Origin of the sequence: Flavobacterium humidisoli, assembly GCF_023272795.1 — a bacterium.
GTDB classification, from domain to species: Bacteria; Bacteroidota; Bacteroidia; order Flavobacteriales; family Flavobacteriaceae; genus Flavobacterium; species Flavobacterium humidisoli.
Map to the genome: position 1 here is coordinate 1,144,999 of NZ_CP096829.1, position 25,626 is coordinate 1,170,624.

Consider the following 25,626-nt stretch of genomic DNA (forward strand, 5'->3'; position numbering starts at 1 on the left):
ATTGCTACTTGTTATTTTACTTCTTCTATTTTTCCGCCAAAAACAGTTTTTTGGTTTATTTGCTTTGGTTTTCCATAAATGTAAATAGAGCCTCCTGCGCTCACTTTTGCATCGACAAGGGTAGAAGCATTAACATCGGCTTTTCCTCCCGCAGAAACGCTTACAGTAGTCTGAGACGTCTCTAATTTACTAGCAAGTAAATAACCTCCTGCTCCTAAACTTGCAACTTGATTTTCTGCTTTTCCTGTCAAAGTGATAGAACCTCCTGAAACAGAGCTTACTTTGAGTTTATCAACATTCAAATCTACATTAATAACGCCTCCTTCTTGCGCACTTACTTTAAAAGAAGTTGCTTTAATAGCTTCACTGCTTTTTACCTCTGCTCCTTCATTAACATCTATAAGTTCTAAATGTTTGTAATACAAAGTTATATCAAGATCATTTCCTGAAAGAAGTTTTGGGAAAGGCATTCTTAATTTTAAAATACCATTTTTATTAACCGCTTCAACCTCTGCTTCTCTTGCTCCTTTGATAACAATTTTATTTTCAGATGACTGAACTAATTTTACACTTAATTTATCAAATACTTTTACGGTATCAAAATCGCCTAACTCTTTGGTAACTTGACCAAAAGACATTTGTACAAATAAAATTGCTGCTCCAATAATTAGCTTTCTCATACTTTTATTTTTAAATTAATTATTTATTCTGCTCTTCTTAAAAAATGAAAATCCAATTGTTTTTTAACTAAATCGGCATTTTTTACCTTCACATAAATCTCGTCTCCTAACTGCAGTAAACGGTTTGAAGTTGCTCCAACCAATGCATATTGTCTTTCGTCAAAAGTATAGTAATCCTCTTTTATCTCTCTGATTCTTACCATTCCTTCGCATTTATTAGAAACGATTTCAACATAAATTCCCCATTCGGTAACACCAGAAATAACTCCAAGAAATTCTTCATCCTGATGATCCTGCATGTATTTAACCTGCATGTATTTAATACTGTCGCGCTCAGCATTTGTTGCTAAGTTTTCCATATTTGAACAATGCAGACATTTGGTTTCGTAGGTTTCTTCATCTACAGAAGCTCCACCATCCAAATAGTATTGTAACAAACGATGTACCATAACATCTGGATAACGTCGAATTGGCGATGTAAAATGGCTATAATAATCAAAAGCTAAACCATAATGACCAATATTATCAGTCGAGTATTTGGCTTTGCTCATACTTCTAATAGCAAGAGTATCAATAAGATTTTGTTCTTTCTTACCGTTTACTTCTTCCATCAAAGCATTTATCGATTTTGCTATATCGCCTTTTGTTCTAAAATCAATTTTATAACCAAACTTAGCAATTACAGTTTGCATGGCAACCAATTTATCTTCATTTGGCTCATCGTGAATACGATAAACAAAGGTTTTCTTTTGTTTACCAATGTATTCTGCTACTTTTCTGTTTGCCAAAAGCATAAATTCTTCAATCAAATGATTAGCATCTTTTGATACTTTAAAATACACTCCTTCTGGTTCTCCTTCTTCATTAAGGTTGAATTTAACTTCCACTTTATCAAAAGAAATAGCGCCTTGCTGCATTCTTTTCTTTCTTAAAATCTTAGCTAATTCATCCAATTTTAAAGTAGCTTCTCTAATTTCATCTGAAACAACATACGATTCTCCTGTAATAGAGACATCAGCCGGAATTGTATTGTCTTTTGTTTCAATGATATATTGCGCTTCTTCATAAGCAAAACGCTGATCTGAATAAATTACTGTTCTTCCAAACCATTGGTTAATAACTTGTGAAGTTGGCGAAATTTCAAATACAGCAGAGAATGTATATTTCTCTTCATTTGGACGTAGCGAACAAGCAAAGTTAGACAATACCTCTGGAAGCATTGGCACTACTCTATCAACCAAATAAACCGAAGTTGCTCTTTGATACGCTTCATCATCAAGGATTGTTCCTTCTTCCAAATAATAGGAAACATCAGCAATATGAATTCCAATCTCGAAATTTCCATTTTCTAACTTTTTGAAAGACAAGGCATCATCAAAATCTTTTGCATCTTTTGGATCAATCGTAAACGTAAGCGTATCACGCATATCACGACGTTTTGCAATCTCAGATTCCTGAATAGAAGTGTCTAGCTTTTGTGCAAACACCTCGACTTCTACAGGGAAATCTGCTGGCAAGCCATATTCGGCTAAGATAGCATGAATTTCAGTATTATGTTCTCCAGGTTTTCCTAAGACACGAATTACAGATCCAAACGGACTATCGGCTCTTTTTGGCCAGTCTTCAATCTTAACTAAAACAACATCACCGTTTTCTGCTTCACCAATTTTATCTTTTGGAATAAAAATATCGGTATACATTTTAGGATTTGCAGTAGACACAAACGCAAAATTTGGCTGCATATCTATTACACCAACAAATTCTGTTTTATCTCTTTCTACAACTTCAATTACTTCACCTTCAGGTCTTTTTCCTTTTCTTCTATTATAAACATAGACTTTTACTTTGTCTTTATCTAATGCACGATTCAAATTATTAGTAGGAATAAAAACATCTTCTGAGAAATCTGGACAAATAAAATATGCCGTCTTTCTGCTCGTCATATCTATTGTTCCTTCATAATAATCCTGGCTAATTGCCTTAATTAGATATTTTCCAGGTTCTGTTTCTATAATTTTCTTTTGCGAAGCTAGAATTTTTAATTCTTTTATAATTTGATTCCTGCTATTGGTATCGTCAAGTTCAAGCTTTGCTCCTATCTGTTTATAATTGAATGGTTTATTAGCATTTTGCGATAAAATCTTTATTATTTTTCCAGAGAAATCTTTCTCTTTTTTTATCGGCTTTCTAATTTTCTTACTCATATATCTTTTCTAATAAGGTTTAAAATTACGAATAAGAAATCAGATTACAGATTTTAACAAATAGAATTATTAAAATTATAACTTTTCGTACATTTACAAAAAGACCTAAAATGGAAAGCTTTAAAACAATCGCTGTATTCAATTATCTGCACGAAACCGTAGTACTCAAACACTTACTAGAACAAGAAGAAATTCCATTCTTTTTTGAAAACGAAATGACACTCTCTGTCATGCCTTTTTACTCCAACGCACTCGGTGGCATCAAACTCAAAGTTCATCCAAACGATTTCGAGCAAGTTCAGGAAATCTTGGACAATCTCAACAATCCTCTCAAAATCGTCTGAAACAAAAACTTCAAAACAAACTCAAATTAGAAGTAAAATTCAATTCAAAATATTTTTTTTCCTTTTCAACTTTTTTAGTTTTCAACATATATTAAATACAACAAAAAAGATTTTTAAAAATTAAAAAAAAATTTATGGTTATTATAGCGTGTTAATATGTCGAATAAATTTTTTTTTGAAGTCATTGAAATCTCGTTTTACTTATTTATTCTGAGTTATCAACATAGTTATTTTTAGTTAAATGATTAATTTATAAGACTTTTTGTATTTTAATTAACAACGGTTGACAACCAAATTTGAATTGATTTTGTAGATAAGTTGATATGTTGATTTCTGTTGAAAATGGTATTTTTGATATTGATAACTTTTCCAAAAATTCACGAAACTTTTCTTGCATATTTAATTCCTGTTTTGGATTAGGTATTTTTTTGAAACAACCAAAAAAAACTTCTAATTTTCTTTTCGAACTTATTAACATTTTCTGTTAACTTAAAGTTAATTGAATATCAAGCAATTACAAAGTCCTATTAACACCTCAAAATTTTAACAAATATTCTGTTTATTCTTTATTGATTGTGAGATAGTTATAGAGTTATTAAAATTGTTAATAACCTATAAGGTTTTGACTGTAAGATAGTTGTGATTATTATTTTTTTGCGATGAATTTGAATAATTACGCGAACTATATTGGAATGTTTATATAGTATTGAAAAAGAAAATAATTTGTGAAAATTAGTGTAATTCGTGGCAACCATTTATTAATTGAGTAAATTTGCATAACACAACTTAATAGTATAGAAAAATGAAAATTTCGATAGGAAACGACCACGCAGGACCAGAATATAAAAAAGCAATTGTTGAAATGCTGAAAGCTAGAGGATATGAAGTAACTAACTATGGTACAGATACAGATGCTTCTGTTGATTATCCTGATTTTGGACATCCGGTGGCAAATGATGTATCTGAAGGAAAAGCTGATTTTGGAATCGTAATCTGCGGAAGCGGGAACGGAATTGCAATGACTGTTAATAAACACCCTAAAGTAAGAGCTGGATTATGTTGGACTAAAGAAATTGCCTATTTAACTCGTTTACACAATGATGCCAATATTGTGAGCATTCCAGCAAGATTCACATCTATTCATCAGGCTGTTGAAATCGTTGAAACTTTCCTTGATACTGCTTTTGAAGGTGGAAGACACCAAAACAGAGTGAATAAAATTGCTTGTGCATAAAAAGTCAAAAAAAAATTCGGTGCTTCGCACCTATTAATAAACACACCGGGCCGATTTTTTAATTTGCCCGTTTTTTTATTTAAGTATTTATAATTCAGTTATTTAAGCTTCTATAAAAACACTGTTTTTGGAGTTATCAACAATGTTAATATCTACTTTTTGTAATTCAGAAAGGCAATTATAAGCGCCGCCTGAATTAGTAAAATAAAAGCAAACTTGACAATAAAAGAAGTTTTACTCGTTTTATGTCTAAATAATAACATCGCTGTTAATAACCCAGGCGAACCTCCAATTAAAGCCATGAGAAACAAGGTTTTTTCAGGAATTCTTCGGTTATTTTTTCGAGCCTGAGATTTGTCATATCCAGCGAAAATAAAAACGAGAACACTTATAGATAAAAAATATAGTAATAAAACTTCCATTGGTTTAAAATTAAAGACAAAGATATTATTTTAGCCAAATGATTTACTATTTTGCAGAAACGTTTTAACAAGTAAATTATACCATTTTTAAGTAAGAAAATCATTTCATTAAAAGTATGACTAATATTCAATTCATTGCCAAGTCTGTGCAGGCGCCAGCAGTTAGTATTCAAAACACAGTAAAATTATTAGAAGAAGACTGTACGATTCCGTTTATTTCGCGTTACCGAAAAGATGCTACCGGAAATCTTGATGAAACTGTAATTGAGCAGATTGCAAAACTTCAAAAAGATTATGATACACTTATAAAACGTAAAGAAGCGGTTTTAAAATCTATTGAAGAGCAAAAAGCACTTACGCCAGATTTGAAGAAAAAAATTGAAGACAGTTTTGATTTACAAGAAATCGAAGATTTTTACCTTCCATACAAAAAGAAGAAAAAAACAAAAGCCGATGTTGCACGCGAATTCGGTTTGGAACCATTGGCAAAACTGATTATATCTGAAAGTGATGCTGATATTGATTTTATTTCAACACAGTACATTAATGAAAATGTTATTAACGAAGAAGCCGCTATTCAAGGCGCAAGAGATATTGTAGCGGAATGGATCAATGAGAATATCTACGTTCGTAAGCAGCTTCGTAGATTATTTCAGCGAAAAGCGACGATCACTACAAAAGTGGTTAAAAAGAAAGCCGAAGAAGAAGGAGCACAGAAATTCAACCAATATTTTGATTGGGAAGAACCTTTAACAAAAGCGCCAGCACACCGTTTATTGGCCATGCTTCGTGCAGAAAATGAAGGTTTTATCAAAATGAAAATAGATGTTGATATCGATGATGCGTACGATGTTATTGACGAAATCATCATTAAAAAACAAAATAATTCAACTGCTCATTTACAATTAGCAATTGAGGATAGTTATAAACGTTTATTGAATCCAGCAATTGGAAATGAAACTCTGCAAGAAGCAAAAGCAAAAGCTGATGCAAATTCTATTCAGGTTTTTGCCAACAATTTAGGTCAGTTATTATTGGCTCCGCCGTTGGGAGAAAAACGTATTTTGGCAATCGATCCCGGATTTAGAAGTGGTTGTAAAGTTGTTTGTCTGGACGAAAAAGGCGATTTATTATACAACGAAACGATTTATCCGCACGCGCCTCAAAACGAAGAATCTATGGCGATTAAAAAAATTCGTTCGATGGTTAACGCCTATCAAATTGATGCGATTTCTATTGGAAACGGAACGGCTTCGCGCGAAACTGAATTTTTCATCAAAAAAATCACGTTTGATAAACCAGTTCAGGTATTTATAGTTTCTGAGGCCGGAGCTTCAGTATATTCGGCTTCCAAAATTGCTAGAGAAGAATTTCCAAATTACGATGTAACGGTTCGTGGTTCGGTTTCTATCGGGCGACGACTTTCAGATCCTTTGGCCGAATTGGTAAAAATCGACCCGAAAGCAATCGGGGTTGGTCAATATCAGCACGATGTGGATCAAACTAAATTAAAAGAAGAATTAGATAATACCGTAATTCGCTGCGTAAACTCAGTTGGAATTAACATCAACACAGCAAGTAAACATTTGCTGAGTTATGTGAGTGGAATCGGGGAGAAGCTGGCTGAAAATATTGTACAATATCGTTCTGAAAATGGACCTTTTGAAGACAGAAAACAGTTGAAAAAAGTGCCTCGTTTGGGAGATAAAGCGTATCAGCAAGGAGCAGCGTTTACTAGAATTACAAATGCTAAAAATCCGTTAGATAATTCGGCGGTGCATCCAGAGGCTTATCCGGTCGTGGAGAAGATGGCGAAGGATTTGAATATTTCTTTGAATGAATTAATTGCCAATAAAGAGAAAACAGCACTTATTAAAGCGGAAAAATATGTTACTCCTGAAATTGGTTTACTTACGCTAAAAGACATCATAAAAGAGCTTGAAAAACCTGGATTAGATCCAAGAAAGTCGGCTAAGGTTTTTGAATTTGATGCAAACGTAAAATCAATCAAAGATGTGAAAACTGGGATGATTCTTCCAGGAATTGTGAATAACATTACCAACTTTGGCTGTTTTGTTGATATCGGAATTAAAGAAAGCGGATTGGTTCATATTTCACAATTAAAAGCAGGCTTTGTAAGCGATGTAAACGAAGTGGTAAAATTACATCAACATGTTGATGTGAAGGTTACGGAAGTTGATGAAGATAGAAAAAGGATTCAGTTGACGATGATTTTGTAGAAATTTAAATTTTTGAAATTCCAAATTCCAAACTGTTTGGAATATTTAGATAAAAAAACTCCCAAACTACAATTTGTAATTTGGGAGTTTTTATCTTCAGATTATTTCAAAATCACTTTTTTAGTAACACTTTTAAAATCGTCGTTAGATATTTTAACCAAATAAACACCTCTTGACTGGTTGGCTAAATTTATTTCTGTCAATTCTGAAGTTGTTTTTTGCTGATGAATAACACTTCCTGAAGAAGATATTATCGAGATAGTAGATTGCCCAGGCGCACTAACTGTGATTCGATCAGCACTCGGATTGGGGTAAAGCGTGACTGTAGATTTTTTAATATCGAAAGTATCATTTGACAATGTGGCATTTAGCGGTAAATAGAAATTACCTGTTAGTAAAAAGGAGTATAATGTTTTTAGGGTATGATTGAAATAGCTGTTTGGTTCGTTGAGGTTTTTTAAATCGGTATAAGAAGCATCTAAATGCGCTTGATTTTCTCCCGCCATTGCAGCGCAGGCAAACGCGCCGACAAAAGTAGCATTGTGCCATTGGCCGCTTACGGTTCCGTTTTGATTGTAACCATCTTTAATATTTGCAGAACCTCCAAGGTTAACACGAACAAAATCAGATGATTTCTTAGCGTACGTTTTTGCATCGGCATTTCCGTACCATAGGTAATCAACTGCGATTCGCCAAGGTGTTCTGGCTGCATCGTAAGAATAGTTTCTTCCTCCATTGTTATATCCGCTCGCTTGAGAAGAATAAGCACCAGAAGCTTCGCACCAATCCGAAACTAATCCGCCAGCGGCATTGTTTACAGTCAAATTATTGTTAATAATGGTATACGATTTAGCTGCAACCTGATTCCAAAAAGTGATATCGTTTGTAAAAACTCCAAAAGCCCTATAATAAGCAGGAGAGAAGTAAGAAGGATTTGTAATTTGGCTTCCGCCGAATTGATCTCCAGGTTTTAAAACATAAGTATTGGCTTCCACTTCATAATTTTTAATAGCAGAAATTAAAGCAGTCGCATCACTTTTGTAGTTAATGTTTCCAGTGCTTCCCCATTGATAATCGGCAACAATAAGGGCAAAAGCAGCATCAAGCTCTGCATCTGTAGCTCCGTTTTGACCAATAGCTCCAGAACAGCCATTGATTTTCCAGTTCATAACTTTGTTGCCGTTTACATTGTCTTTGTAATACAACCAAAGTCCATCAAAAAGGTCCTTGTCTGCCTTATAAACAGATAAGAGCATTCCATAACCAATTCCTTCAGAAACGGTTTGAGATGGATCATCAAATTTTACTCTGTATCTTCCGTTAGAACAAGCTTCTACAAAATTGGTTTTCCAAAGATCATAATTGTTTTTGACATCTTGGCTGTTTTTGGGCGAAGGCATTAAGCCATTTGCAAAAACAACATTGGCAGGAAACGGCTGCTTTTGTGCATTACTTTTGAGGCACCAAAAAGCAACAGTAATCAGAAGTAGGTTTTTCATAATTATTGTTTAATAGATTTAGGGACTCTAAAAGTAAGATTTTTTAGATATAAAAAAAATCCCAAACTACATTTGTAATTTGGGATTTAATAAGTTTTTCGAATTTATTATTTCGTTTCTTCTTCTTGTTTTTTAGAAGCAGCAGGTTGATCGTCTTTAGCAGCGTTTTTAAATTCCTTAATTCCACTTCCTAAACCTTTCATTAATTCTGGAATTTTTTTACCTCCAAAAAGTAATATCACAATACCTACGATAACAAGGATTTCTGTAAGACCTAATCTTCCCATGACTAATATATTTAATGCCGAAGCAAATTGTTTTTCTTAATTATTCCGCAAAGGTATATAGAAATATACGAAATAGAAGTATTTTTAGTTTAAAATATTTCGATCAGACCGCGTTAAATATTTTATAAAATCGTAAATTATAGCTCTTCATGAAATTTTTAGAATAAATATCATGACGATTAATTACTATATTTGCTAGCATAAAGAAGTAGAATGACTAAGAATAAGAAAAAGAATTTTAGGAAAAAACTATTCATTAAAAACCGATTAGTAATTTTAAATGAAGACACTTTTGAAGAGATCTTTTCTTTTAGGCTTACTTTAATGAATGTCTTTGTAACGTTTACTTTAGGCGGAATATTTCTAATTTTGGTTACAACTTTTATTATTGCATTTACCCCACTACGCGAATTTATTCCCGGATATTCTTCGACAGAATTAAAACGAAATGCTACGAAACTGGCTATTAAATCAGATTCTTTAGAAACGGCCTTAAAACAAAATGAGGTTTATATAAAAGGAATTCAGAAAGTTTTGAAAGGGGAATTAGAATATTCAAAATTTAATAAAGATTCTATCTTAGCAGAATCTGTTGAAGATGCTTCAGATTTAAATATGAAACCATCTGATGCAGAAATAAAGCTAAGAGAAGACGTAGCCGAAACAGAAAAAGAACTGAAGACAAAATCTCAAGACAAAAAGAAAAGTGACAAAAAATAATACCACTGAAAATGTCAATTAAGTCAATTGCGGCGAAAATTTTTGCCCGAAAAATATATAAACAAACGCTTAAATGGACTGAAAAACCAGTTGAAACGCAACAAAAGGTTTTTAAAAGTTTGATCGAGAATGCAAAAAGTACTGCATTTGGAAAAGATCATCATTTTGATCAGATCAAAAACTTTGAGGATTTTCAAAAACGCGTTCCTGTAAGAGATTATGAAGATTTAAAACCCTATGTTGAAAAGGTTGTAAAAGGAGAATCGGATATTTTATGGAAAGGAAAACCATTGTATTTTGCTAAAACTTCGGGCACAACTTCGGGAGCAAAATTTATTCCGCTAACCAAAGAATCAATGCCTTATCATATAGAAGCGGCCCGAAATGCAATTTTACATTATATTCATGAAACGGGAAATGCCGATTTTGTTGACGGAAAAATGATCTTTTTGCAGGGAAGTCCAATTCTAACCGAAAAATACGGAATCAAATTCGGAAGACTTTCGGGAATTGTAGCACATTTTGTTCCTAAATATTTACAGAAAAACAGAATGCCATCTTGGGAAACCAATTGTATTGAAGATTGGGAAACCAAAGTAGATGCTATTGCAGATGAAACAATCAAAGAAAATATGTCGGTGATCTCTGGAATTCCGTCTTGGGTGCAGATGTATTTTGAACGTTTGCAGCAAAAAAGCGGAGGGAAGAAAATAGGCGAGATCTTCAAAAACTTTAATCTGTTTATTTACGGGGGCGTTAATTACGAACCATATCGCGCCAAGTTTGAAAATATGATTGGTAGAAAAGTAGATAGTATAGAGTTGTTTCCAGCATCTGAAGGATTTTTTGCCTATCAAGATTCTCAAAAGGAAAAAGGAATGTTACTATTGCTGAATTCTGGTATTTTCTATGAGTTTATAAAAGCAGACGAATTTTTTGAAGAAAACCCAAAAGTGTTGACTATTGGAGAAGCTGAAGTAGGTGTAAACTATGTTTTGATAATTTCTACAAATGCTGGACTTTGGCGTTATAATATTGGAGATACAGTTCAGTTTACATCTTTATTGCCACATCGTGTTATAGTTTCTGGCCGTATCAAGCATTATATTTCTGCTTTTGGAGAACACGTGATTGCGAATGAAGTAGAGAGCGCAATGAAAGAAGCTGTAGAATCAACCAATATTGTAATCAACGAATTTACGGTAGCACCGCAGATTAATCCATCAAACGGACTTCCGTATCATGAGTGGCTTATAGAATTCGAAAACGAACCAGAAAACATGGAAGTTTTTGCGGAAACAATCGATAATTCAATGCGTAAGCAAAACATTTATTACGATGATTTAATTACCGGAAACGTTTTACGAAAAGTAGTGATCACGAAAGTTTCTAAAAATGGATTTCAAGATTACATGAAATCACAAGGAAAACTGGGCGGGCAAAATAAACTTCCTAGATTATCAAATAATAGAGATATTGCGGATAATTTAAAGTAGAATTTAGCTTTTATATAAAAAACCTTCTAACAATTTGTTAAATGGTAATTCATTAAAGTTATATATATAATTCCTACTTTCGCCTTTCGAAATATTCGATCTTTTTTAAAAATAAAGTTGATTTTTTAAATAAAAAGACATGAAAGAAACCAAACATATATCAAGATCTAGAGCTCAGGAATCATCTGCGGCAATAGAAAAAATGTACATTACAATGCGCCATTTATTCAACCGTGGTTTTTACAAACCAATGGGAGTTTCGGGCGATAGTTTAAGAGAATCATTATTAGCATTACGTCCTGAGATTTACGGGAATATTGCCGAAGAAAAAGTAGAACTTAACGGACTTCTTTACGTTATTGAGCGTCTTCCGATAGGAATCGAACAATGCCGTTTTATCAATTTAACTTCAGACGAAGGATATTCTAAATCGCATTTCCAGGCAATTGTTCCTCCAAAAAGAAGAAGAAACTGCTATAGAATCGACGAAGAGCAAATGAATGTCGAAATCACGCGTGGACGTTCAGACATTTACGATATTCTAACTCACTTGACTTTCATTTTTATTGAATCTCATAAAATTAAAAATAGAGTTTTAATAGACGATGGAGGAGAGGTTTCTCGTGACTGGCAAAAATTGGAACAAGCAGTTATGCAGACCAAAAAGCTTACTTTGGTAGAAAAAGAAAAAGCAATTTCGCACGTTGCGAATATTTTGGCGAGAACTTTTGAAGAGGTTTTAGACATTTACGATGCATTTGGTTCAGAAACTGCGCCAGATCGTTTCTTGCATGTTATTTATTGGTTAGGAAAATTAGCAATCGAAGAAATTGTTGAAAATAATAAACGTACAATTACTTTTAGCCCAGTTTTACGTGAGCGTCTGGGACACCATATTCACGGAGAAATTTGGGCAACAAATATCAAAGAAGTTCTTAAAGCAAATGATTTGCTAAAAAGACCAATTCACGTCATTAGTGCTAATATGCACAGTGTAATGAATTCGATTTTTGCAACACCATTGTTAAAAACAAAATACAAAGGAAAAACAGATTTCTTTATTTATGAAGAATTAAGCAGTTCTGGTTCAAAAGAAATTAGAAGTCAGGTTGAAGAATTGGCTTTAAAAAACGGAATGATTTCATTGCCAGATTGCTCAGGAACCAATATCGATGTTCAAATTTTTGATACAGCAAAAATTGACTGGTCAAAAACAGCCTTTTCTCACGCAAATGTTGGCGAAGATAAACCTGTAATTATCGTAATGGATTATGCTTTTGGTGAACAAGCTTACGAAACAATCGATGAGCTTTTAAAACCATTTAAAAAAGAAACTTTACTCAATGTAAAATCGGTTTCTATTATGGGTAAAGCAGGAATTTTGGAAGGTGGAAAAGGAGATATCATGATTCCGTCTGCACATATTAACGAAGGAACGGCTGATAATTATTTCTTTGAAAATGAACTTAATGGCGCAATGTTCGAAGGAAATGATATCGATATTTATGAAGGAGCAATGGTTACCGTTTTAGGAACTTCGTTGCAAAATAGAGATTTATTGAAATTTTTCCACGAATCGACTTGGGGTGTAATTGGTCTGGAAATGGAAGGTTCTTATTACCAAAAAGCAATTCAGTCGGCATCAAAAATTAGAAAAAGTGTACCACACGATATTAAAGTTCGTTATGCGTATTATGCTTCTGATAATCCTCTAGAAACAGGAAGTACTTTGGCTTCAGGCGGATTAGGAACTACAGGTGTAAAACCAACTTACTTGATTACCATTAAAATTTTAGAACAGATTTTCAATTTATAATAGCACTTTTAAATGAGTACAAAAGTACCGCAAAATGCAGAAGATCAAGAAATTGATTTAGTTCTGATTTCAAAGAAGTTTAGTAATTTTTTTGCTAGAATTAGTACTTCTATTTTTAAAGGAATTCAGTTTTTTATAAAAAATTGGGTTTTTGTTTTGATTTTGATTGTTGTTGGATTTGTTGTCGGAATAGTTTTAGATCGGACTCAAAAAATATATGATAGTCAGCTAATTGTTACGCCAAATTTTGGAAGTGTTGATTATTTATATGCTAAAATTGAGTTGCTAAAATCAAAAATTAATGAACAAGATACTTTGTTTTTAAGAAAAGAAGTAGGATTTAAAGATCCGCTTATTTTAAGTAAAATTGAAATTAAACCAATTGCGGATGTTTATAGATTTATAGAAAACAAAGAAAACAATCTGGAATTAATAAAATTAATGTCAGAAAATAGCGATGTTAACAAAATTATAGAAGATAATACTACGAGTAAAAACTATACTTATCATAAAATTCTTTTTACAACAAGTGGATTTATAGATGATGATAATACCATTCAACCACTTTTAAATTATTTAAATAAGTCTGAATATTATAAAAAAATTCAAATCGTTGCACTAAAAAATATACAAGAAAAAATAGCTCAAAACGATACTATTCTAAATCAGATTAATGTTCTTTTAAATAGTTTTTCAAAATCTGCAAATAAAAGCAACAGTACGGTTTATTATAATGAAAATTTTCAAATAGATGAGGTTTTAAAAACCAAGCAAAAATTAATTGCAGACCAAGGCTATAATCGACTGGAAATAATTAATTCAGATAAAATTATAAAAGAAAATAGTCAAGTTTTAAATGTTTTAGATACAAAAAAAATCAATGGAAAATTAAAACTGATACTTCCATTTTTGTTTCTTTTCCTTTTCATTTCTTTTAGATTTGTTTTGATATTTTACAAAAAACAATCGAAAAAACAACTGTAATAATTAAAAGTTAGAAATTCACAATTGAGGATTTAGATATATTTTATAAAACATGAAAACAAAATTACTATTTGGAGTTTTAATATTATTTTTTACTTTGAATTCATGTAAAAATGAAGTTTCAAAAGAAGAAAGTACCGAAGGAAAAGATAACTTTTCAGTGGTCATTGAAGGGGTTTTTGAAAAAAATGATAAATTACAAGTCTTTTATTTACTTGACGGGCAAGATTGGAGCGAAGAAAATTCTATAGCACAAGCCATATATGCATCTAAAGATATGCAGAAAATAGAATTGGATTTTCCTAAAAACATTAAATTAAAAAATGTACGCGTAGATTTAGGATTTAATCCAACTCAATCTTATGTAACTATTAAAAACATAAGTTTGAAATATAAGAATGAAATAATTGATGGAGATTTAGAAGGCTATATTCTTTATTTTACCCCGAATGAATTTGTTACTTGGGATCGTAATTACTTTGGGTACAAGCTAAATACTATAGATAATAAATACGATCCTTTTATGATAGGAAATGAATTGTTTATGGATAAATTGGCAATAATGATGGAAAAAAAGCAAGAATAAAACTTAACGCACTTTTTATAATTGTACTTTAATCCAATTATTGATAAATGAAAAAGAATATAATTATAGATTATTTAACTTACGGTTCCGGTCAGTTAATAAATTTAATAGCACCAATATTAGTTGCTCCAAAAGTTATATCTGTATGTGGTATAGAAAGTTGGGGAAAAATAGGAGTTGTTTTATCTATATTTACATTATTGGGTTTATTTATTGATTTTGGATCTAATATTTTAGGAGTTAAAGAGATAAGTATTCATAAAAATAATTTTAATAAAATTCAGGATTATTTAAACACTTCATTTGCTATCAAATTTTGCTTTTTTGCAATAATAGTTTTTGCAGTCGTTTTAAGTAATTTTTTTTTTACTGAAATTGATCATAAACTATATTTGTTGGCATTAACTTTATTATCTGCTCAATTTTTTAATGTTACATGGATTTATCAAGGATTTGAAAAATTTGGCATAATCAACAGAATTATATTTGTATCAAAAATTATTTATGTCGCAGTTGTTTATCTTTTGATAACTCATAAAGAAGATTATTACCTAGTTTTATTTATTCTTGGATCTGCTAATACAATAGTTTATTTTTTTTTCTTTATAAGAATATGGAAATTATATCAGCTTTCTTTTTTTAATTTAAAGACAGATTTAATTAAGGAACAATTCAAGAACGAATTTTCTATTCTTATTTCTAATTTTTCAATTGCTATATATGTTCAAAGTCCGATTTTGATAATCCAGCATTTACTAGGAGATTATTATGCTGGTATTTACAAAATTGGAGATATGATTTTAAGCATATTTAGGAGTTATTTATCTGTTTTTTTTAATGTTAGTTTCCCGAAATTCTGCGAATGTTACAATACAAATAAAATGGAAGGAATTCGATTTTTGAAGAAAATAAATAGCTTAAATATTGCTTTATTAATTACTGGAGTTTTAGTAGTTGTAATTGGCGGAAATTTGATTATCACTAAAGATATCTTAAATCCTAAGATTTACAATCTTTTAAGTTTTTATTCCGGATTTATAATAGTTCCAATTATAACTGCTTTGAATATTCCTTTTTACCAATATTTAATTTATAAAAATGAACAAAAAATATTGTCTATAATTTTATCTTTAGGATCGTTATTGATGATGATTTTGGGTTATTTTTTGACTTTGTTTTTTAAAATACAAGGAAGTTTGATAGCCGTTTTTTTTATTGAAAGTCTAATCACAACGTTAATAATATTATTTTCTTTAAAGAAATACAAAAGGATTTCAAATTAACAGTAAACAGTATGCAAGAATCTTATTTAGAAAAAGAAAAACAGTATTTTTCGAATATTAGAAAAGATATTATTTCATTTATAGACGCAGATGAAGATTTATCATTTTTAGAAATTGGAGCAGGAACTGGCGCCACTTTATTAGAATTAAAAAGTAAAGGAATAGCAAAAAAAATAAGCGGATTTGATATTGTAGATGTAAATCACAATAAAGAAAAATTCGACTCATTTATTATTGGAAACATTGAACAAGATAAAATCCCTTTTGAATTAAATTCTTTTGATAATATAATTTTAGCAGATGTTTTAGAACATTTAATAGAGCCTCATAAAACAATTCAAAAACTAATTCCGTATTTAAAAAAAGGTGGAAATTTTTATATTAGTCTACCAAATGTTAGAAATTATGTGGTATTTTATAAAGTTTTTGTTAAAGGAAGTTTTGAATATACAGATGAGGGAATTTTTGACAAAACACATATTAGATTCTTTTGTAAAAGAGATATGTCTAATTTAATTAAGCAAATTCCAGAATTAAAGTTGCAAAAAATAGAGTCAAATTTAAGACATCTTTCATCGATCAAATCTACTTTTAATAAGATTACATTTGGACTTTTTGAGCCATTTATAAGCACACAGTATTTTTTGAAAGTATCTAAAAATTAGTATGATAAAATAAATCTGATGGACATAAAAGTATATATTGTTCTTTTAAATTACAACAATTCTCAGGATTCTATTGAATGTTTAGAAAGTATATTAAAACTACAATATTTTAATTATCAGGTAATTATTATTGATAATAGTGAAACATTACAATATATAGAAGAATTAAAATCTTGGGCAGAAGGTAACGTAATGCTACAAGAAACAAATTTTAAATATATTGTTTATCCTTTAGAAAAGAAGCCACTAACATTTCTGAGTATTAGAGAGAAAGATTTTTTATTACAAAGTAGAAATGAAAAAATAATTTTTGTAAAAGCAGAAGAAAACAATGGTTTCGCTGCGGGAAATAATATAGCGCTTAAGTATATTTTAAATCAAAATGATTTTGATTCCTGCATTTGGATTTTAAATAATGATACTATTATTGAAAAAAACAGTCTTTCTGCTATCATTGAAGAGATTAAAAAACAAAATGGTTCAAAAACAAACATTATTTATGGAACACCATTAATAGAATATGAAAGTCCAGAAATAGTTCAATCAATTGGTGGTAGGTATAATGCAAAAACAGGCTTAAGCAAACATGTAGGAGAAGGGATTTTGATTGAAGATGCAATGCTAAATTTTGAAAAAATAATTAAAAAGACAGCTTATCCTGTTGGTGCATCTATGATAATAAAATATCGCGATTTGAAATCAATAGGTTTATTATCAGAAGATTATTTTTTGTTTTTTGAAGAAATAGATTGGGTTTCAAGAGCAAAAAAAAGGAATGGAGGAGTAAAAATGCTTCCTATTTTTGGAATTTATCATAAACAAGGAAATAGCACAAAGTCAAAAATAAAGAAAAAGAAATCAGAATTTATAGATCTGATTTCAATGAAAAGCAGAATTACTTTTGCAAAAAAATACAATAGAAAAAATATAGGATTTATTTATTTATCAATTTTAACCTTAACAATTGGTAATAGAATTAAACAAGGAAATTTTAAAGTAATTCCGAAAATCTTAAAACTGGTTTTTGGTACAAAAAGTATACAAAAAGTAAATGAAAATTGATATAAAAAAAGTGTTTTTAGTGTTTTTGCCTTTTACTCAGGCATTAACATTAAATATTTTTTTTCCGCTTAAAATATCAGAAATTGCACTTGTAATTTTAATTTTTTTCTATATAAATAAAAAAACAATCTCAAAAGATTCGATTTGGTTTATAAACAATAATCTCATTATTATTTTATTGGGTATTTTAGTTACGCTATCATTTTTTGTAAACATACCTTGGAATTATCCTTATTTGCCAAAAGTAATTCCATTTAGGATAAATAGAGTAGGAGATAGTTTTATAAGGCTCTGTTACTTTTATTTATGTATTGCAGCCTATTTTTTTTCATTTCGATTGTTTACAAATGACATAAAAATTTTAGAAAAATGGATTTTGGGTGCCATGGTAGCAGCCATTTACGGATGGTACTTGTTTATATCTTCAGGATTAAATCTCCCATATCTTAAACTTCCAGGAATGGGAGAACCACAAACTTTAAGCGGTTTTATTCGATGTAGTACTTTTAAAGAGGGTAATTATTATGGCTTGTTCCTATTATTATCAGCATCAGTATCTTTCTATTTAAAGAAAATAAAACAAGGATGGTTTTTACTTCTAAGTGTTATTGTGTCAATGTCTACTATCTCAGTAATTTCAGTATTTATTTTTGTCTTTTACTATTATAGAAAGAGAATTTTGAAATTAAACGTAATGCTTAAGCTTGTTCCAATTTTTATAATTGTGGTGCTAATATTCATTCAAACAGATTTTTACCAAAGATTTGTCTATAAAAAACTTTTTGAGCCAACTAAAACCCTTACCCAAAATAATTTCTCAAAAGTAGATAGGGTAATTACAGGAAAAGTAGCTTTTTATTCAGGAATCGACAATCCTTTTTTTGGAGTTGGACCAGCTAATTACGGCTTACATTACGATTATTATAACAAGTATAAAAAAATCGTTGTGAATAGAAGCGAGTATTTTGACCGTTTTGCACAGCGAAAAAATGAAAGAGCTATTCCTAACAATGTATATTTAGAAGTTTTGTCGGAATATGGTGTTTTTGCATTATTATTATTTATGCTCTTTTTATTTCTAATTTTAACGAAAGCCTATTATTTAAAAGAAGATGCTATTGTAGGCGGTATGTTTAGTATAATAATTTCTTTTAATGCATTTCCTTCCTTTATAATGCTTTTTATTTGGGTTTTTCTTGCCATACCATTTGCCATACATAGAAATAAATTGAATCTCGAAAAAACAGTTGAAACAAATTATGATAATTAAAGATATCTTCAGGAAATTTAGAATAGAAATGTTTTGTCTGCTTTTGATAGCATACGCATTTGTATTTAAAATTTCTTTAGCAACACCATTTATCATCCTTTTACTGCTTTTGAATATTTCAAAAATAAAAAAACAGAATCAAAATAGAACCATTGAAATGCTGGCTTTACTATTTGGCTCCATTTATTTTTTATATGTTCTCTCCTTCATTTTTCATTTCGATGTTACGTCAAGATTGATTGTGAGATCGTTAGGATTTATATTTATTCTAGGATTGTTTTTAATAAAGAAATTTAGTTTTCAGGAGATAAAGTATTTTGTTTTTTTCTTTTTAGTTTTGCAATTGATACATCTTGTATATATAGATTTTATCGTAGTTCAGTATCAGCTTTTTTCGGTTTCAAAAAGTTTTGAAAATTTTAATGCATTAGTCGAAAATAAATTCATTATTGAGAGGCCATATTTTTCTTTAAATTGTTTATTATCAATTTTTTGTATAAAATTTTTACTTGATCATTCTATATTTAAAAGAAGTTTTTTATACATATATATAGGCTTAATAATATTTACGTTATTCATTATTGCAGCAAGATTGGCAATGGGCATTTCGATTTTATTATGCTTTTTTATCTTTCTAAAAGAAAGAAAAAGCATTTATCTTTTTTTAGGTGTTTTAACTATTATAACTCTTGTAATTTTAACTAATGAATATACACTGCAAAGATTAGTGTTAGAAAAAGGCGAGCCAAGAACTGTAATCTGGAAATGTGCAAAAAATATAGTTGATGAAAAGGATTTTAATTATTTAACAGGAACTTTTAGCAGCGAAGAAGTCGATAAAAAACTAATAGATTGTTATAATTCTAGAGAAGTTTTAAGTGGCCCATATTGGTGGATCGGAAAAAACAATTATAATTATAATACGCATAATCAATATATTTGGTTCTTTGTTTCTTATGGTTTTATAGGTCTTGCTTTATTTTTAGGAATATTTGCAATACAATTTTGGAATTTTGTAAAAAATAAAAATGTGTATTCTTTCTTTTTTATTCTAATCTTTTCATTTCAAAGTTTATTTGAAAACCTCTTAAGCAGACAATTGGGAATTTATTTGTTTTTATGGTTTTGCTGCCTCTTTGTAATTAAACCCGAAAATACGATTAATGATGAAAAATAAAATAATAGTCAATGGTCGTTTTTTAACTCAAAAAAGTACTGGTGTTCAGAGAGTAGCGACGGAAATAAGTAAATATTTTCAAGAACATTATAAGGAAGAAGTCGTTTTCTTATGTCCCAAAAAAAAACTTTTAAACCCAAATGCAGAATCTCTTAATTGTGTAAAATTTGGCTATTTTTCAGGATACTTTTGGGAGCAAATTGAACTACCTCTTTTTTTATTTAGAAATAAAGTTTCTTTATTAATCAATTTTTGCAATACAGCCCCCATTCTTTTCAAGAAAAATTTAATTGTCATCCATGATATGGCAGTAAAGGAAAATAAAAGCTGGTTTAATTGGAAATTTGTTTTAGTTTACAATATTTTGTTTTTCTTTAATTTGAAGAATGCTTTAAAAATTATAACAGTTAGTAATTTTTCTAAAAAGGAAATTTTAAAGTTTTACCCAGATATTCAGCAGTCAGCAATAGAGGTTGTTTATTTGGGTAGTTTTTTAAATTTTAATGAAGAAGAATATAAAAAAGGAGATTACTTTATTGCAGTAAATTCTTTAAATTCGAGGAAAAATATTAAAGTAATATTGGAAGCCTTTGAACATTTAGATCCAAATAAATACAAACTCAGAATTATTGGAAATACATTTGATAATATATTTAATAATGATTCTTTAAAGTTTAATTCTAATATTACGTTCTTAAACGAAATCTCTGATGCTGAATTAATGAAGGAAATATCAGAAGCAAAAGCGTTTATAAATGCTTCTTTTTATGAGGGTTTTGGACTTACGGCAATTGAAGCAATGAGTGTTTATACACCATGTATTTTGTCGGATATTCCAGTATACAGAGAATTATATAATGATACTGCATTGTTTTTTAAAACAGATAATGCAATGGAATTAGCACAAAAAATAGAAAATTTAACATATTCGGATAACTATAAAGATATATGTAAACGCTCATTTGAGGCCTCTCAAAAGTTTAGTTGGAAAGCCGCATCTAATACTTATATTTCTATAGTTGAAAATCTTAAAAATAAAAGACAAATTGAAAAAAGCCCTAATTAGCGATTGGTATTATGTAAATGGAGGAGCCGAAAAAGTGATTCATTCTATCAATTCAATTTGGAATGATTTTGATCATTTTGCGCTAATTGATTTTTTGAATGAAGAAGATCGAAAATTTATTTTGAATGGAAAAAAAGCTAAAACCAGTTTTATTCAAAAACTTCCGACTGTTAAAAAAAACCATCGTAAATTTTTACAGCTTTTTCCCATTGCAATAGAACAATTTGATTTAACGGATTACGATTTAATAATCAGTTCTTCTTCGGCTGTTGCAAAAGGAATTAAAGTAAATAAAAACCAATTGCATATTTGTTACTGTCACTCGCCAATGCGCTACGCTTGGGATTTAAGAGAGCAATATTTAAAAGATGCTGGATTAACTAAAGGCTTAAAAGGATTTTATGCGAAATCAGTTTTAGATAAAATCCAAAAATGGGATCTTTCAAACTCAGAAAACGTTGATTACTTTATAGCTAATTCTAAGCATATTGCGCAAAGAATAAAAAAGACCTACAATCAAGATTCTGTGGTAATTTATCCGCCTGTAGATGTTGATTTTTTTGGTTTAGAAGAAACAAAAGAAGACTATTATTTAACAGCTTCACGAATGGTAGCGTATAAAAAAACGCAACTTATTGTAGAAGCCTTTAATGGATTGCCTCATTTAAAACTGATCGTTGCAGGAGAAGGACCAGAATTAGAAAAGCTTCAAAGAATAGCCAAAAACAATATACAATTTGTTGGTTATGTCGAAAACAAGAAGCTCAGAAGTTTAATGCAGAAAGCAAAAGCTTTTATTTTTGCAGCAGAAGAAGATTTTGGAATTATTCCAGTTGAAGTGCAAGCCTGTGGAACCCCTGTTATCGCTTTGTCAAAAGGCGGTACTTTGGAAACTGTTGTTGAAAATCAAACAGGAATTTTCTTTGACGAACAGACCGCAGAGAAAATTAAAGAAGCAGTAATTCATTTTGGAACTAAAAATTTTGAACCTAAAATAATTCGCGAACATGCGATTAAATTTTCAAAACAACGATTTGAAAATGAGATAAAAGAATTTGTTGATATAAAATTTAAAGAGCATCAACAGTTACTGAATACAAGATAAATTGAAATTATAAGCAAAAAAAACTTTTCAAATCAACTACATTTGCGTTGAATAAACAAATATCATGAAAAGAATACTTATCACCGGAGCGGCAGGATTTTTAGGATCACACTTATGTGACAGATTTATCAAAGAAGGTTATTTTGTAATCGGAATGGATAATCTGATTACGGGAGATCTTAAAAATATTGAACATCTATTCAAACTAGAAAACTTCGAGTTTTATCATCATGATATCACCAAGTTTGTCCATGTTCCAGGTGATTTAGATTATATATTGCATTTTGCTTCGCCGGCAAGTCCGATAGACTATTTAAAAATTCCGATTCAGACTTTGAAAGTAGGATCTTTAGGAACGCATAATCTACTTGGATTGGCAAGAGTAAAAAAGGCTAGAATTTTAATTGCATCGACCTCTGAAGTTTATGGCGATCCATTGGTTCATCCTCAAACCGAAGAATATTATGGAAACGTAAACACCATTGGTCCGCGTGGCGTTTATGACGAAGCCAAACGTTTTCAGGAATCAATCACGATGGCCTATCATACTTTTCACGGAGTAGAAACCAGAATCGTTCGTATTTTTAATACTTACGGACCAAGAATGCGATTGAATGACGGACGTGTAATTCCTGCTTTTATCGGACAAGCACTTCGCGGAGAAGATTTAACAATTTTTGGAGATGGTATGCAGACCCGTTCTTTCTGCTACGTAGATGATCAGGTTGAAGGTATTTACAGATTGTTGCATTCCGATTATGTGTATCCTGTAAATATTGGAAATCCAGATGAAATTACGATTAAAGATTTTGCAGAAGAAATCATAAAACTGACAGGAACAAACCAGAAAGTAGTGTATCATCCTTTGCCGATAAACGATCCATTACAGCGTCAGCCAGACACCACAAAAGCAAAAGAATTGTTAGGATGGGAAGCGAAAGTAAGTCGTTCTGAAGGAATGAAAATTACCTATGATTATTTCAGGTCACTTTCAAAAGAAGAACTTTCAAAAGAAGAACACAAAGATTTTTCGAGTTATATCAAATAATAAAAGGGGAAATATTCTAAAAATATTTCCCCTTTTCATTTATAACAAATTTGCTTAAAAAGCATCACTTTCAATCAATTTCTTCATTTGTTCATCAAGATTAAAATTCCTTTGTGCATGAAGAAAAATAGTCTTTTTCATGCTTTGAATTTTATCTTTTCCTGTTTCTGAAATTTGTTTTAACGCAGCATTTAAACCTACAAAATCTTCTACAGGAACAACCCAGCCTAAATTATTTTCTTCAACAATGGATTCTCCTTCGCCCCCGCCAAAATAAAGAATAGGAAATCCTAAAGCGCTGTATTCGAATATTTTTGAAGGAACAGAACCGTAAATTCTTGTTTTAAGCGGGACAAGAGCAATGTCTAAAGTCATTAATTTTTCATGCAAAACACTGCGATCTAACATTCCGTGAAAGATAATTTTCTGCATCGGATTCTGGTTCATATAGTTTACGATTTGGGCTTTCTCAGCACCATCTCCAAAAATATGCAATTCGACATTCAGATCTTCTAAATTCAATTGCTGAATAAGCTCAAAAATGCCTTGAGCAACGCCCAACAATCCCGCATAGAACAATTTTATTGGTTCGTTAGCATTTTCATTTTTAGAAATACTATTTTCCACAAAATGATCAGGATAATTACGGTACAAAAAGCATTTCTTCCCAGGAAAAATCGAATGAATATGATCTATAATTTCATTTGACTGACCAAAAATATGCGTAGCTTTTTTGTAGATAAAACGTTCTATAAAAAGAAGTATTTTATGCGAAATACTGTTTTTCTTCAAAACTTGAAGTTCAATAGCGGCAGTCGGCCAAAGATCTGAAACATTCAAAATTATTTTTTTTCTTTTGATCCAAAGCGCTAAAACAGAAACAAAAGACAATAGCAATGGTGGCGATTGTACAATTACTTTTTTTGGTGTTTTAGCAAATAATAAATAAAAAAATAAAACACTTGAAAACGAAAATGTCGAAACAATTCTTTTAAAAATGTTAGAACTGTTACTGGGATAAATCCAAAGACGTTTTAAAGTAATATTCTGAATTTTTTCTGTAACCGAAAATCTGCCTTTATATTCTGGGAAAAGTTCGCCTTTTGGATAATTTGGGAGTGGGGAAATCACAGAAACTTCATACCCGTTTTGGTTTAATTTTAGTGCCAATTGCTCAATTCGATTGGCGGCCGCACCTTTTTCTGGCGGATAATAATTGGATATAATTAAAATGTCATTCATTATTTCTTATCCAATAAAATTGAAATAATTCTTTCAGAAGCTTTTCCGTCCCATAATTCTGGAATGCCACTTTTTCTCGGGCCATTTTGTAAAAATGTACCAAAAACTTTTTTCAAATTTTCTAAAGAAGTTCCCACAATTGTATTAGAACCAATGGTTTCTGTTTCAGGTCTTTCGGTGTTATCACGCATCGTAAAACACGGAATTCCTAGAACAGTTGTTTCTTCAGAAATTCCACCACTGTCTGTGATAACCGCAAAACTATTTTTGATTAAATACATGAAATTGAGATAACCTTGAGGCGAAACAAAAATGATATTTTTAAACTCAATTTTGCTTTCGCTTAAAATTGCCTGCGTTCTTGGGTGAATTGGAAAAATTATTTTTTTGTCGTTTACTAACAAATCAATTCCGTGAAGTAAATCAATAAGCGATGAAACTTCGTCAACATTTGCGGGACGATGTAATGTTAAGATGATATAGTTTTTCTCTTGTAATTGATGTTCGTTCCAAAAATCAGGCGATGCAATTCTGTTGATATTTTGATATAAAGTATCGATCATCACATTCCCCACAAAATGAACATTTTCTGGATCTGAACCTAACTTTAATAAATTTTCTGAAGCTGATGTTGAGGTTGTAAAAAAGTAATCAGTAATACTATCCGTCAGCATTCTGTTAATTTCTTCGGGCATTGTTAAGTCTCCAGAACGAATTCCGGCTTCGACATGTGCAACTTTTGTATTACATTTTTTTGCGACAATTGAGCATGCCATTGTTGAGTTTACATCGCCAACAACCAAAACTAAATCGCAAGGATTTTGAATTAATTCTTTTTCAAAAGCAATCATAATCGCTGCCGTCTGTTCGGCTTGAGAACCACTTTTTACTTCTAAATTTATATCTGGTTGCGGAATGTTTAATTCTTCAAAAAAAGTATCGCTTAGGTTTTTATCATAATGCTGGCCAGTATGAACCAAACGAAATGAAATATCAACACCTTCATTTTGCTTGTTTTTTACTGTATTAATAATTGGCGCTATTTTAATAAAATTTGGTCTTGCGCCTGCAATTATGGTAATTTTCATAGCTGATTAGATTCTTGAATTTAAATTTTCTTGTGGCAAAAGTAAAGTTTAAATCGGAATCTGAGTAGATTGAGATAATTTCTTCAAATTTTTTATAATTTTTAATAT

At 30.5% G+C, this 25,626-nt stretch carries 23 protein-coding genes; 16 read left to right on the forward strand and 7 right to left on the reverse strand.

The genetic code is table 11. The annotated features are described in order from the left end of the window. Positions 1–11: 11 nt before the first annotated feature. Together M0M44_RS05245 and rnr are read right to left on the reverse strand one after the other, a co-directional pair. On the reverse strand, positions 12–680 hold the full coding sequence (locus M0M44_RS05245; protein WP_248728823.1) for a head GIN domain-containing protein: 669 nt from the start codon (positions 678–680) through the stop codon (positions 12–14). A 23-nt stretch (positions 681–703) separates the two neighbouring features. Beyond that, positions 704–2,884 carry a ribonuclease R gene (gene rnr, locus M0M44_RS05250; protein ID WP_248728824.1) on the reverse strand — a complete coding sequence of 727 codons (2,181 nt, stop codon included), beginning with the start codon at positions 2,882–2,884 and terminating at the stop codon, positions 704–706. A gap of 110 nt (positions 2,885–2,994) precedes the next feature. Here rnr and M0M44_RS05255 point away from each other — a divergent pair, with 110 nt between their 5' ends. Next, positions 2,995–3,228 (forward strand): putative signal transducing protein, encoded by a 234-nt coding sequence (locus tag M0M44_RS05255; protein ID WP_248728825.1) that lies wholly within the window; start codon positions 2,995–2,997, stop codon positions 3,226–3,228. Between the two features lie 802 nt (positions 3,229–4,030). Beyond that, on the forward strand, positions 4,031–4,462 hold the full coding sequence (gene rpiB, locus M0M44_RS05260) for a ribose 5-phosphate isomerase B (protein WP_008465784.1): 432 nt from the start codon (positions 4,031–4,033) through the stop codon (positions 4,460–4,462). A gap of 152 nt (positions 4,463–4,614) precedes the next feature. On the opposite strand, the gene M0M44_RS05265 is transcribed toward rpiB, so the two are convergent. Continuing rightward, positions 4,615–4,884, reverse strand: a complete 270-nt coding sequence (locus M0M44_RS05265; RefSeq protein WP_248728826.1) for a DUF1294 domain-containing protein — start codon at positions 4,882–4,884, stop codon at positions 4,615–4,617. Between the two features lie 116 nt (positions 4,885–5,000). Here M0M44_RS05265 and M0M44_RS05270 point away from each other — a divergent pair, with 116 nt between their 5' ends. Next, positions 5,001–7,124, forward strand: a complete 2,124-nt coding sequence (locus M0M44_RS05270; protein WP_248728827.1) for a Tex family protein — start codon at positions 5,001–5,003, stop codon at positions 7,122–7,124. Positions 7,125–7,225: 101 nt separating this feature from the next. Here the strand turns inward: M0M44_RS05270 and M0M44_RS05275 are convergent, their stop codons facing one another. Continuing rightward, positions 7,226–8,623: a glycosyl hydrolase family 8 gene (locus M0M44_RS05275; RefSeq protein WP_248728828.1), complete on the reverse strand. Its 1,398-nt coding sequence runs from the start codon at positions 8,621–8,623 to the stop codon at positions 7,226–7,228. A 107-nt stretch (positions 8,624–8,730) separates the two neighbouring features. Then, complete coding sequence (locus M0M44_RS05280) at positions 8,731–8,910, reverse strand: Sec-independent protein translocase subunit TatA/TatB (RefSeq protein ID WP_008465789.1); 180 nt, start codon at positions 8,908–8,910, stop codon at positions 8,731–8,733. A 213-nt stretch (positions 8,911–9,123) separates the two neighbouring features. Here M0M44_RS05280 and M0M44_RS05285 point away from each other — a divergent pair, with 213 nt between their 5' ends. The 13 genes from M0M44_RS05285 to M0M44_RS05345 all read left to right on the forward strand — a co-directional run bounded on the left by M0M44_RS05285 (position 9,124) and on the right by M0M44_RS05345 (position 23,188). Next, a complete protein-coding gene (locus M0M44_RS05285) occupies positions 9,124–9,630 on the forward strand; it encodes a peptidase (protein WP_248728829.1) in 507 nt (168 codons plus the stop codon). Positions 9,631–9,641: 11 nt separating this feature from the next. Further along, a complete protein-coding gene (locus M0M44_RS05290) occupies positions 9,642–11,126 on the forward strand; it encodes a GH3 auxin-responsive promoter family protein (RefSeq protein ID WP_248728830.1) in 1,485 nt (494 codons plus the stop codon). A 139-nt stretch (positions 11,127–11,265) separates the two neighbouring features. Beyond that, positions 11,266–12,942, forward strand: coding sequence for a DUF6909 family protein (locus M0M44_RS05295; protein WP_248728831.1), 1,677 nt, complete (start codon positions 11,266–11,268; stop codon positions 12,940–12,942). 12 nt (positions 12,943–12,954) lie between these two features. Further along, positions 12,955–13,926, forward strand: a complete 972-nt coding sequence (locus M0M44_RS05300) for a hypothetical protein (RefSeq protein ID WP_248728832.1) — start codon at positions 12,955–12,957, stop codon at positions 13,924–13,926. A 52-nt stretch (positions 13,927–13,978) separates the two neighbouring features. Next, a complete protein-coding gene (locus M0M44_RS05305; protein ID WP_248728833.1) occupies positions 13,979–14,512 on the forward strand; it encodes a hypothetical protein in 534 nt (177 codons plus the stop codon). A 47-nt stretch (positions 14,513–14,559) separates the two neighbouring features. Continuing rightward, entirely contained in the window at positions 14,560–15,795 is a 1,236-nt protein-coding gene (locus tag M0M44_RS05310; protein WP_248728834.1) for an oligosaccharide flippase family protein, read from the forward strand. 11 nt (positions 15,796–15,806) lie between these two features. Then, entirely contained in the window at positions 15,807–16,460 is a 654-nt protein-coding gene (locus tag M0M44_RS05315; RefSeq protein ID WP_248728835.1) for a class I SAM-dependent methyltransferase, read from the forward strand. Positions 16,461–16,478: 18 nt separating this feature from the next. Continuing rightward, positions 16,479–17,522: a glycosyltransferase family protein gene (locus M0M44_RS05320; protein ID WP_248728836.1), complete on the forward strand. Its 1,044-nt coding sequence runs from the start codon at positions 16,479–16,481 to the stop codon at positions 17,520–17,522. Continuing rightward, on the forward strand, positions 17,512–18,792 hold the full coding sequence (locus tag M0M44_RS05325) for an O-antigen ligase family protein (protein WP_248728837.1): 1,281 nt from the start codon (positions 17,512–17,514) through the stop codon (positions 18,790–18,792). Before M0M44_RS05320 ends, M0M44_RS05325 begins: the two co-directional genes overlap by 11 nt. A 598-nt stretch (positions 18,793–19,390) precedes the next feature. Continuing rightward, complete coding sequence (locus M0M44_RS05330; RefSeq protein ID WP_248728838.1) at positions 19,391–19,969, forward strand: O-antigen ligase family protein; 579 nt, start codon at positions 19,391–19,393, stop codon at positions 19,967–19,969. Continuing rightward, positions 19,956–21,035, forward strand: coding sequence for a glycosyltransferase family 4 protein (locus M0M44_RS05335; RefSeq protein WP_248728839.1), 1,080 nt, complete (start codon positions 19,956–19,958; stop codon positions 21,033–21,035). The genes M0M44_RS05330 and M0M44_RS05335 overlap by 14 nt, the downstream gene beginning before the upstream one ends. Further along, complete coding sequence (locus M0M44_RS05340) at positions 21,016–22,140, forward strand: glycosyltransferase (RefSeq protein WP_248728840.1); 1,125 nt, start codon at positions 21,016–21,018, stop codon at positions 22,138–22,140. Before M0M44_RS05335 ends, M0M44_RS05340 begins: the two co-directional genes overlap by 20 nt. Positions 22,141–22,204: 64 nt before the next feature. Continuing rightward, complete coding sequence (locus tag M0M44_RS05345) at positions 22,205–23,188, forward strand: UDP-glucuronic acid decarboxylase family protein (RefSeq protein ID WP_248728841.1); 984 nt, start codon at positions 22,205–22,207, stop codon at positions 23,186–23,188. Positions 23,189–23,242: 54 nt separating this feature from the next. Here M0M44_RS05345 and M0M44_RS05350 read toward each other — a convergent pair whose 3' ends face one another. Further along, positions 23,243–24,430 (reverse strand): glycosyltransferase family 4 protein, encoded by a 1,188-nt coding sequence (locus tag M0M44_RS05350; RefSeq protein ID WP_248728842.1) that lies wholly within the window; start codon positions 24,428–24,430, stop codon positions 23,243–23,245. Continuing rightward, complete coding sequence (wecB, locus tag M0M44_RS05355; RefSeq protein WP_248728843.1) at positions 24,430–25,518, reverse strand: non-hydrolyzing UDP-N-acetylglucosamine 2-epimerase; 1,089 nt, start codon at positions 25,516–25,518, stop codon at positions 24,430–24,432. Before wecB ends, M0M44_RS05350 begins: the two co-directional genes overlap by 1 nt. Positions 25,519–25,626: the final 108 nt, after the last annotated feature.

What these genes read in the sequence shown, in the direction of transcription:
- rpiB (WP_008465784.1), top strand. Translation starts at nt 4,031, where the DNA reads ATGAAAATTTCGATAGGAAACGACCACGCAGGACCAGAATATAAAAAA.
- M0M44_RS05305 (WP_248728833.1), top strand. Translation starts at nt 13,979, where the DNA reads ATGAAAACAAAATTACTATTTGGAGTTTTAATATTATTTTTTACTTTG.
- M0M44_RS05325 (WP_248728837.1), top strand. Translation starts at nt 17,512, where the DNA reads ATGAAAATTGATATAAAAAAAGTGTTTTTAGTGTTTTTGCCTTTTACT.
- M0M44_RS05330 (WP_248728838.1), top strand. Translation starts at nt 19,391, where the DNA reads ATGGGCATTTCGATTTTATTATGCTTTTTTATCTTTCTAAAAGAAAGA.
- M0M44_RS05280 (WP_008465789.1), bottom strand. Translation starts at nt 8,910, where the DNA reads ATGGGAAGATTAGGTCTTACAGAAATCCTTGTTATCGTAGGTATTGTG.
- M0M44_RS05310 (WP_248728834.1), top strand. Translation starts at nt 14,560, where the DNA reads ATGAAAAAGAATATAATTATAGATTATTTAACTTACGGTTCCGGTCAG.
- M0M44_RS05295 (WP_248728831.1), top strand. Translation starts at nt 11,266, where the DNA reads ATGAAAGAAACCAAACATATATCAAGATCTAGAGCTCAGGAATCATCT.
- M0M44_RS05270 (WP_248728827.1), top strand. Translation starts at nt 5,001, where the DNA reads ATGACTAATATTCAATTCATTGCCAAGTCTGTGCAGGCGCCAGCAGTT.
- rnr (WP_248728824.1), bottom strand. Translation starts at nt 2,884, where the DNA reads ATGAGTAAGAAAATTAGAAAGCCGATAAAAAAAGAGAAAGATTTCTCT.
- M0M44_RS05320 (WP_248728836.1), top strand. Translation starts at nt 16,479, where the DNA reads ATGGACATAAAAGTATATATTGTTCTTTTAAATTACAACAATTCTCAG.
- M0M44_RS05265 (WP_248728826.1), bottom strand. Translation starts at nt 4,884, where the DNA reads ATGGAAGTTTTATTACTATATTTTTTATCTATAAGTGTTCTCGTTTTT.
- M0M44_RS05275 (WP_248728828.1), bottom strand. Translation starts at nt 8,623, where the DNA reads ATGAAAAACCTACTTCTGATTACTGTTGCTTTTTGGTGCCTCAAAAGT.
- M0M44_RS05350 (WP_248728842.1), bottom strand. Translation starts at nt 24,430, where the DNA reads ATGAATGACATTTTAATTATATCCAATTATTATCCGCCAGAAAAAGGT.
- M0M44_RS05245 (WP_248728823.1), bottom strand. Translation starts at nt 680, where the DNA reads ATGAGAAAGCTAATTATTGGAGCAGCAATTTTATTTGTACAAATGTCT.
- M0M44_RS05300 (WP_248728832.1), top strand. Translation starts at nt 12,955, where the DNA reads ATGAGTACAAAAGTACCGCAAAATGCAGAAGATCAAGAAATTGATTTA.
- M0M44_RS05315 (WP_248728835.1), top strand. Translation starts at nt 15,807, where the DNA reads ATGCAAGAATCTTATTTAGAAAAAGAAAAACAGTATTTTTCGAATATT.
- M0M44_RS05255 (WP_248728825.1), top strand. Translation starts at nt 2,995, where the DNA reads ATGGAAAGCTTTAAAACAATCGCTGTATTCAATTATCTGCACGAAACC.
- M0M44_RS05285 (WP_248728829.1), top strand. Translation starts at nt 9,124, where the DNA reads ATGACTAAGAATAAGAAAAAGAATTTTAGGAAAAAACTATTCATTAAA.
- M0M44_RS05290 (WP_248728830.1), top strand. Translation starts at nt 9,642, where the DNA reads ATGTCAATTAAGTCAATTGCGGCGAAAATTTTTGCCCGAAAAATATAT.
- wecB (WP_248728843.1), bottom strand. Translation starts at nt 25,518, where the DNA reads ATGAAAATTACCATAATTGCAGGCGCAAGACCAAATTTTATTAAAATA.
- M0M44_RS05345 (WP_248728841.1), top strand. Translation starts at nt 22,205, where the DNA reads ATGAAAAGAATACTTATCACCGGAGCGGCAGGATTTTTAGGATCACAC.
- M0M44_RS05335 (WP_248728839.1), top strand. Translation starts at nt 19,956, where the DNA reads ATGATGAAAAATAAAATAATAGTCAATGGTCGTTTTTTAACTCAAAAA.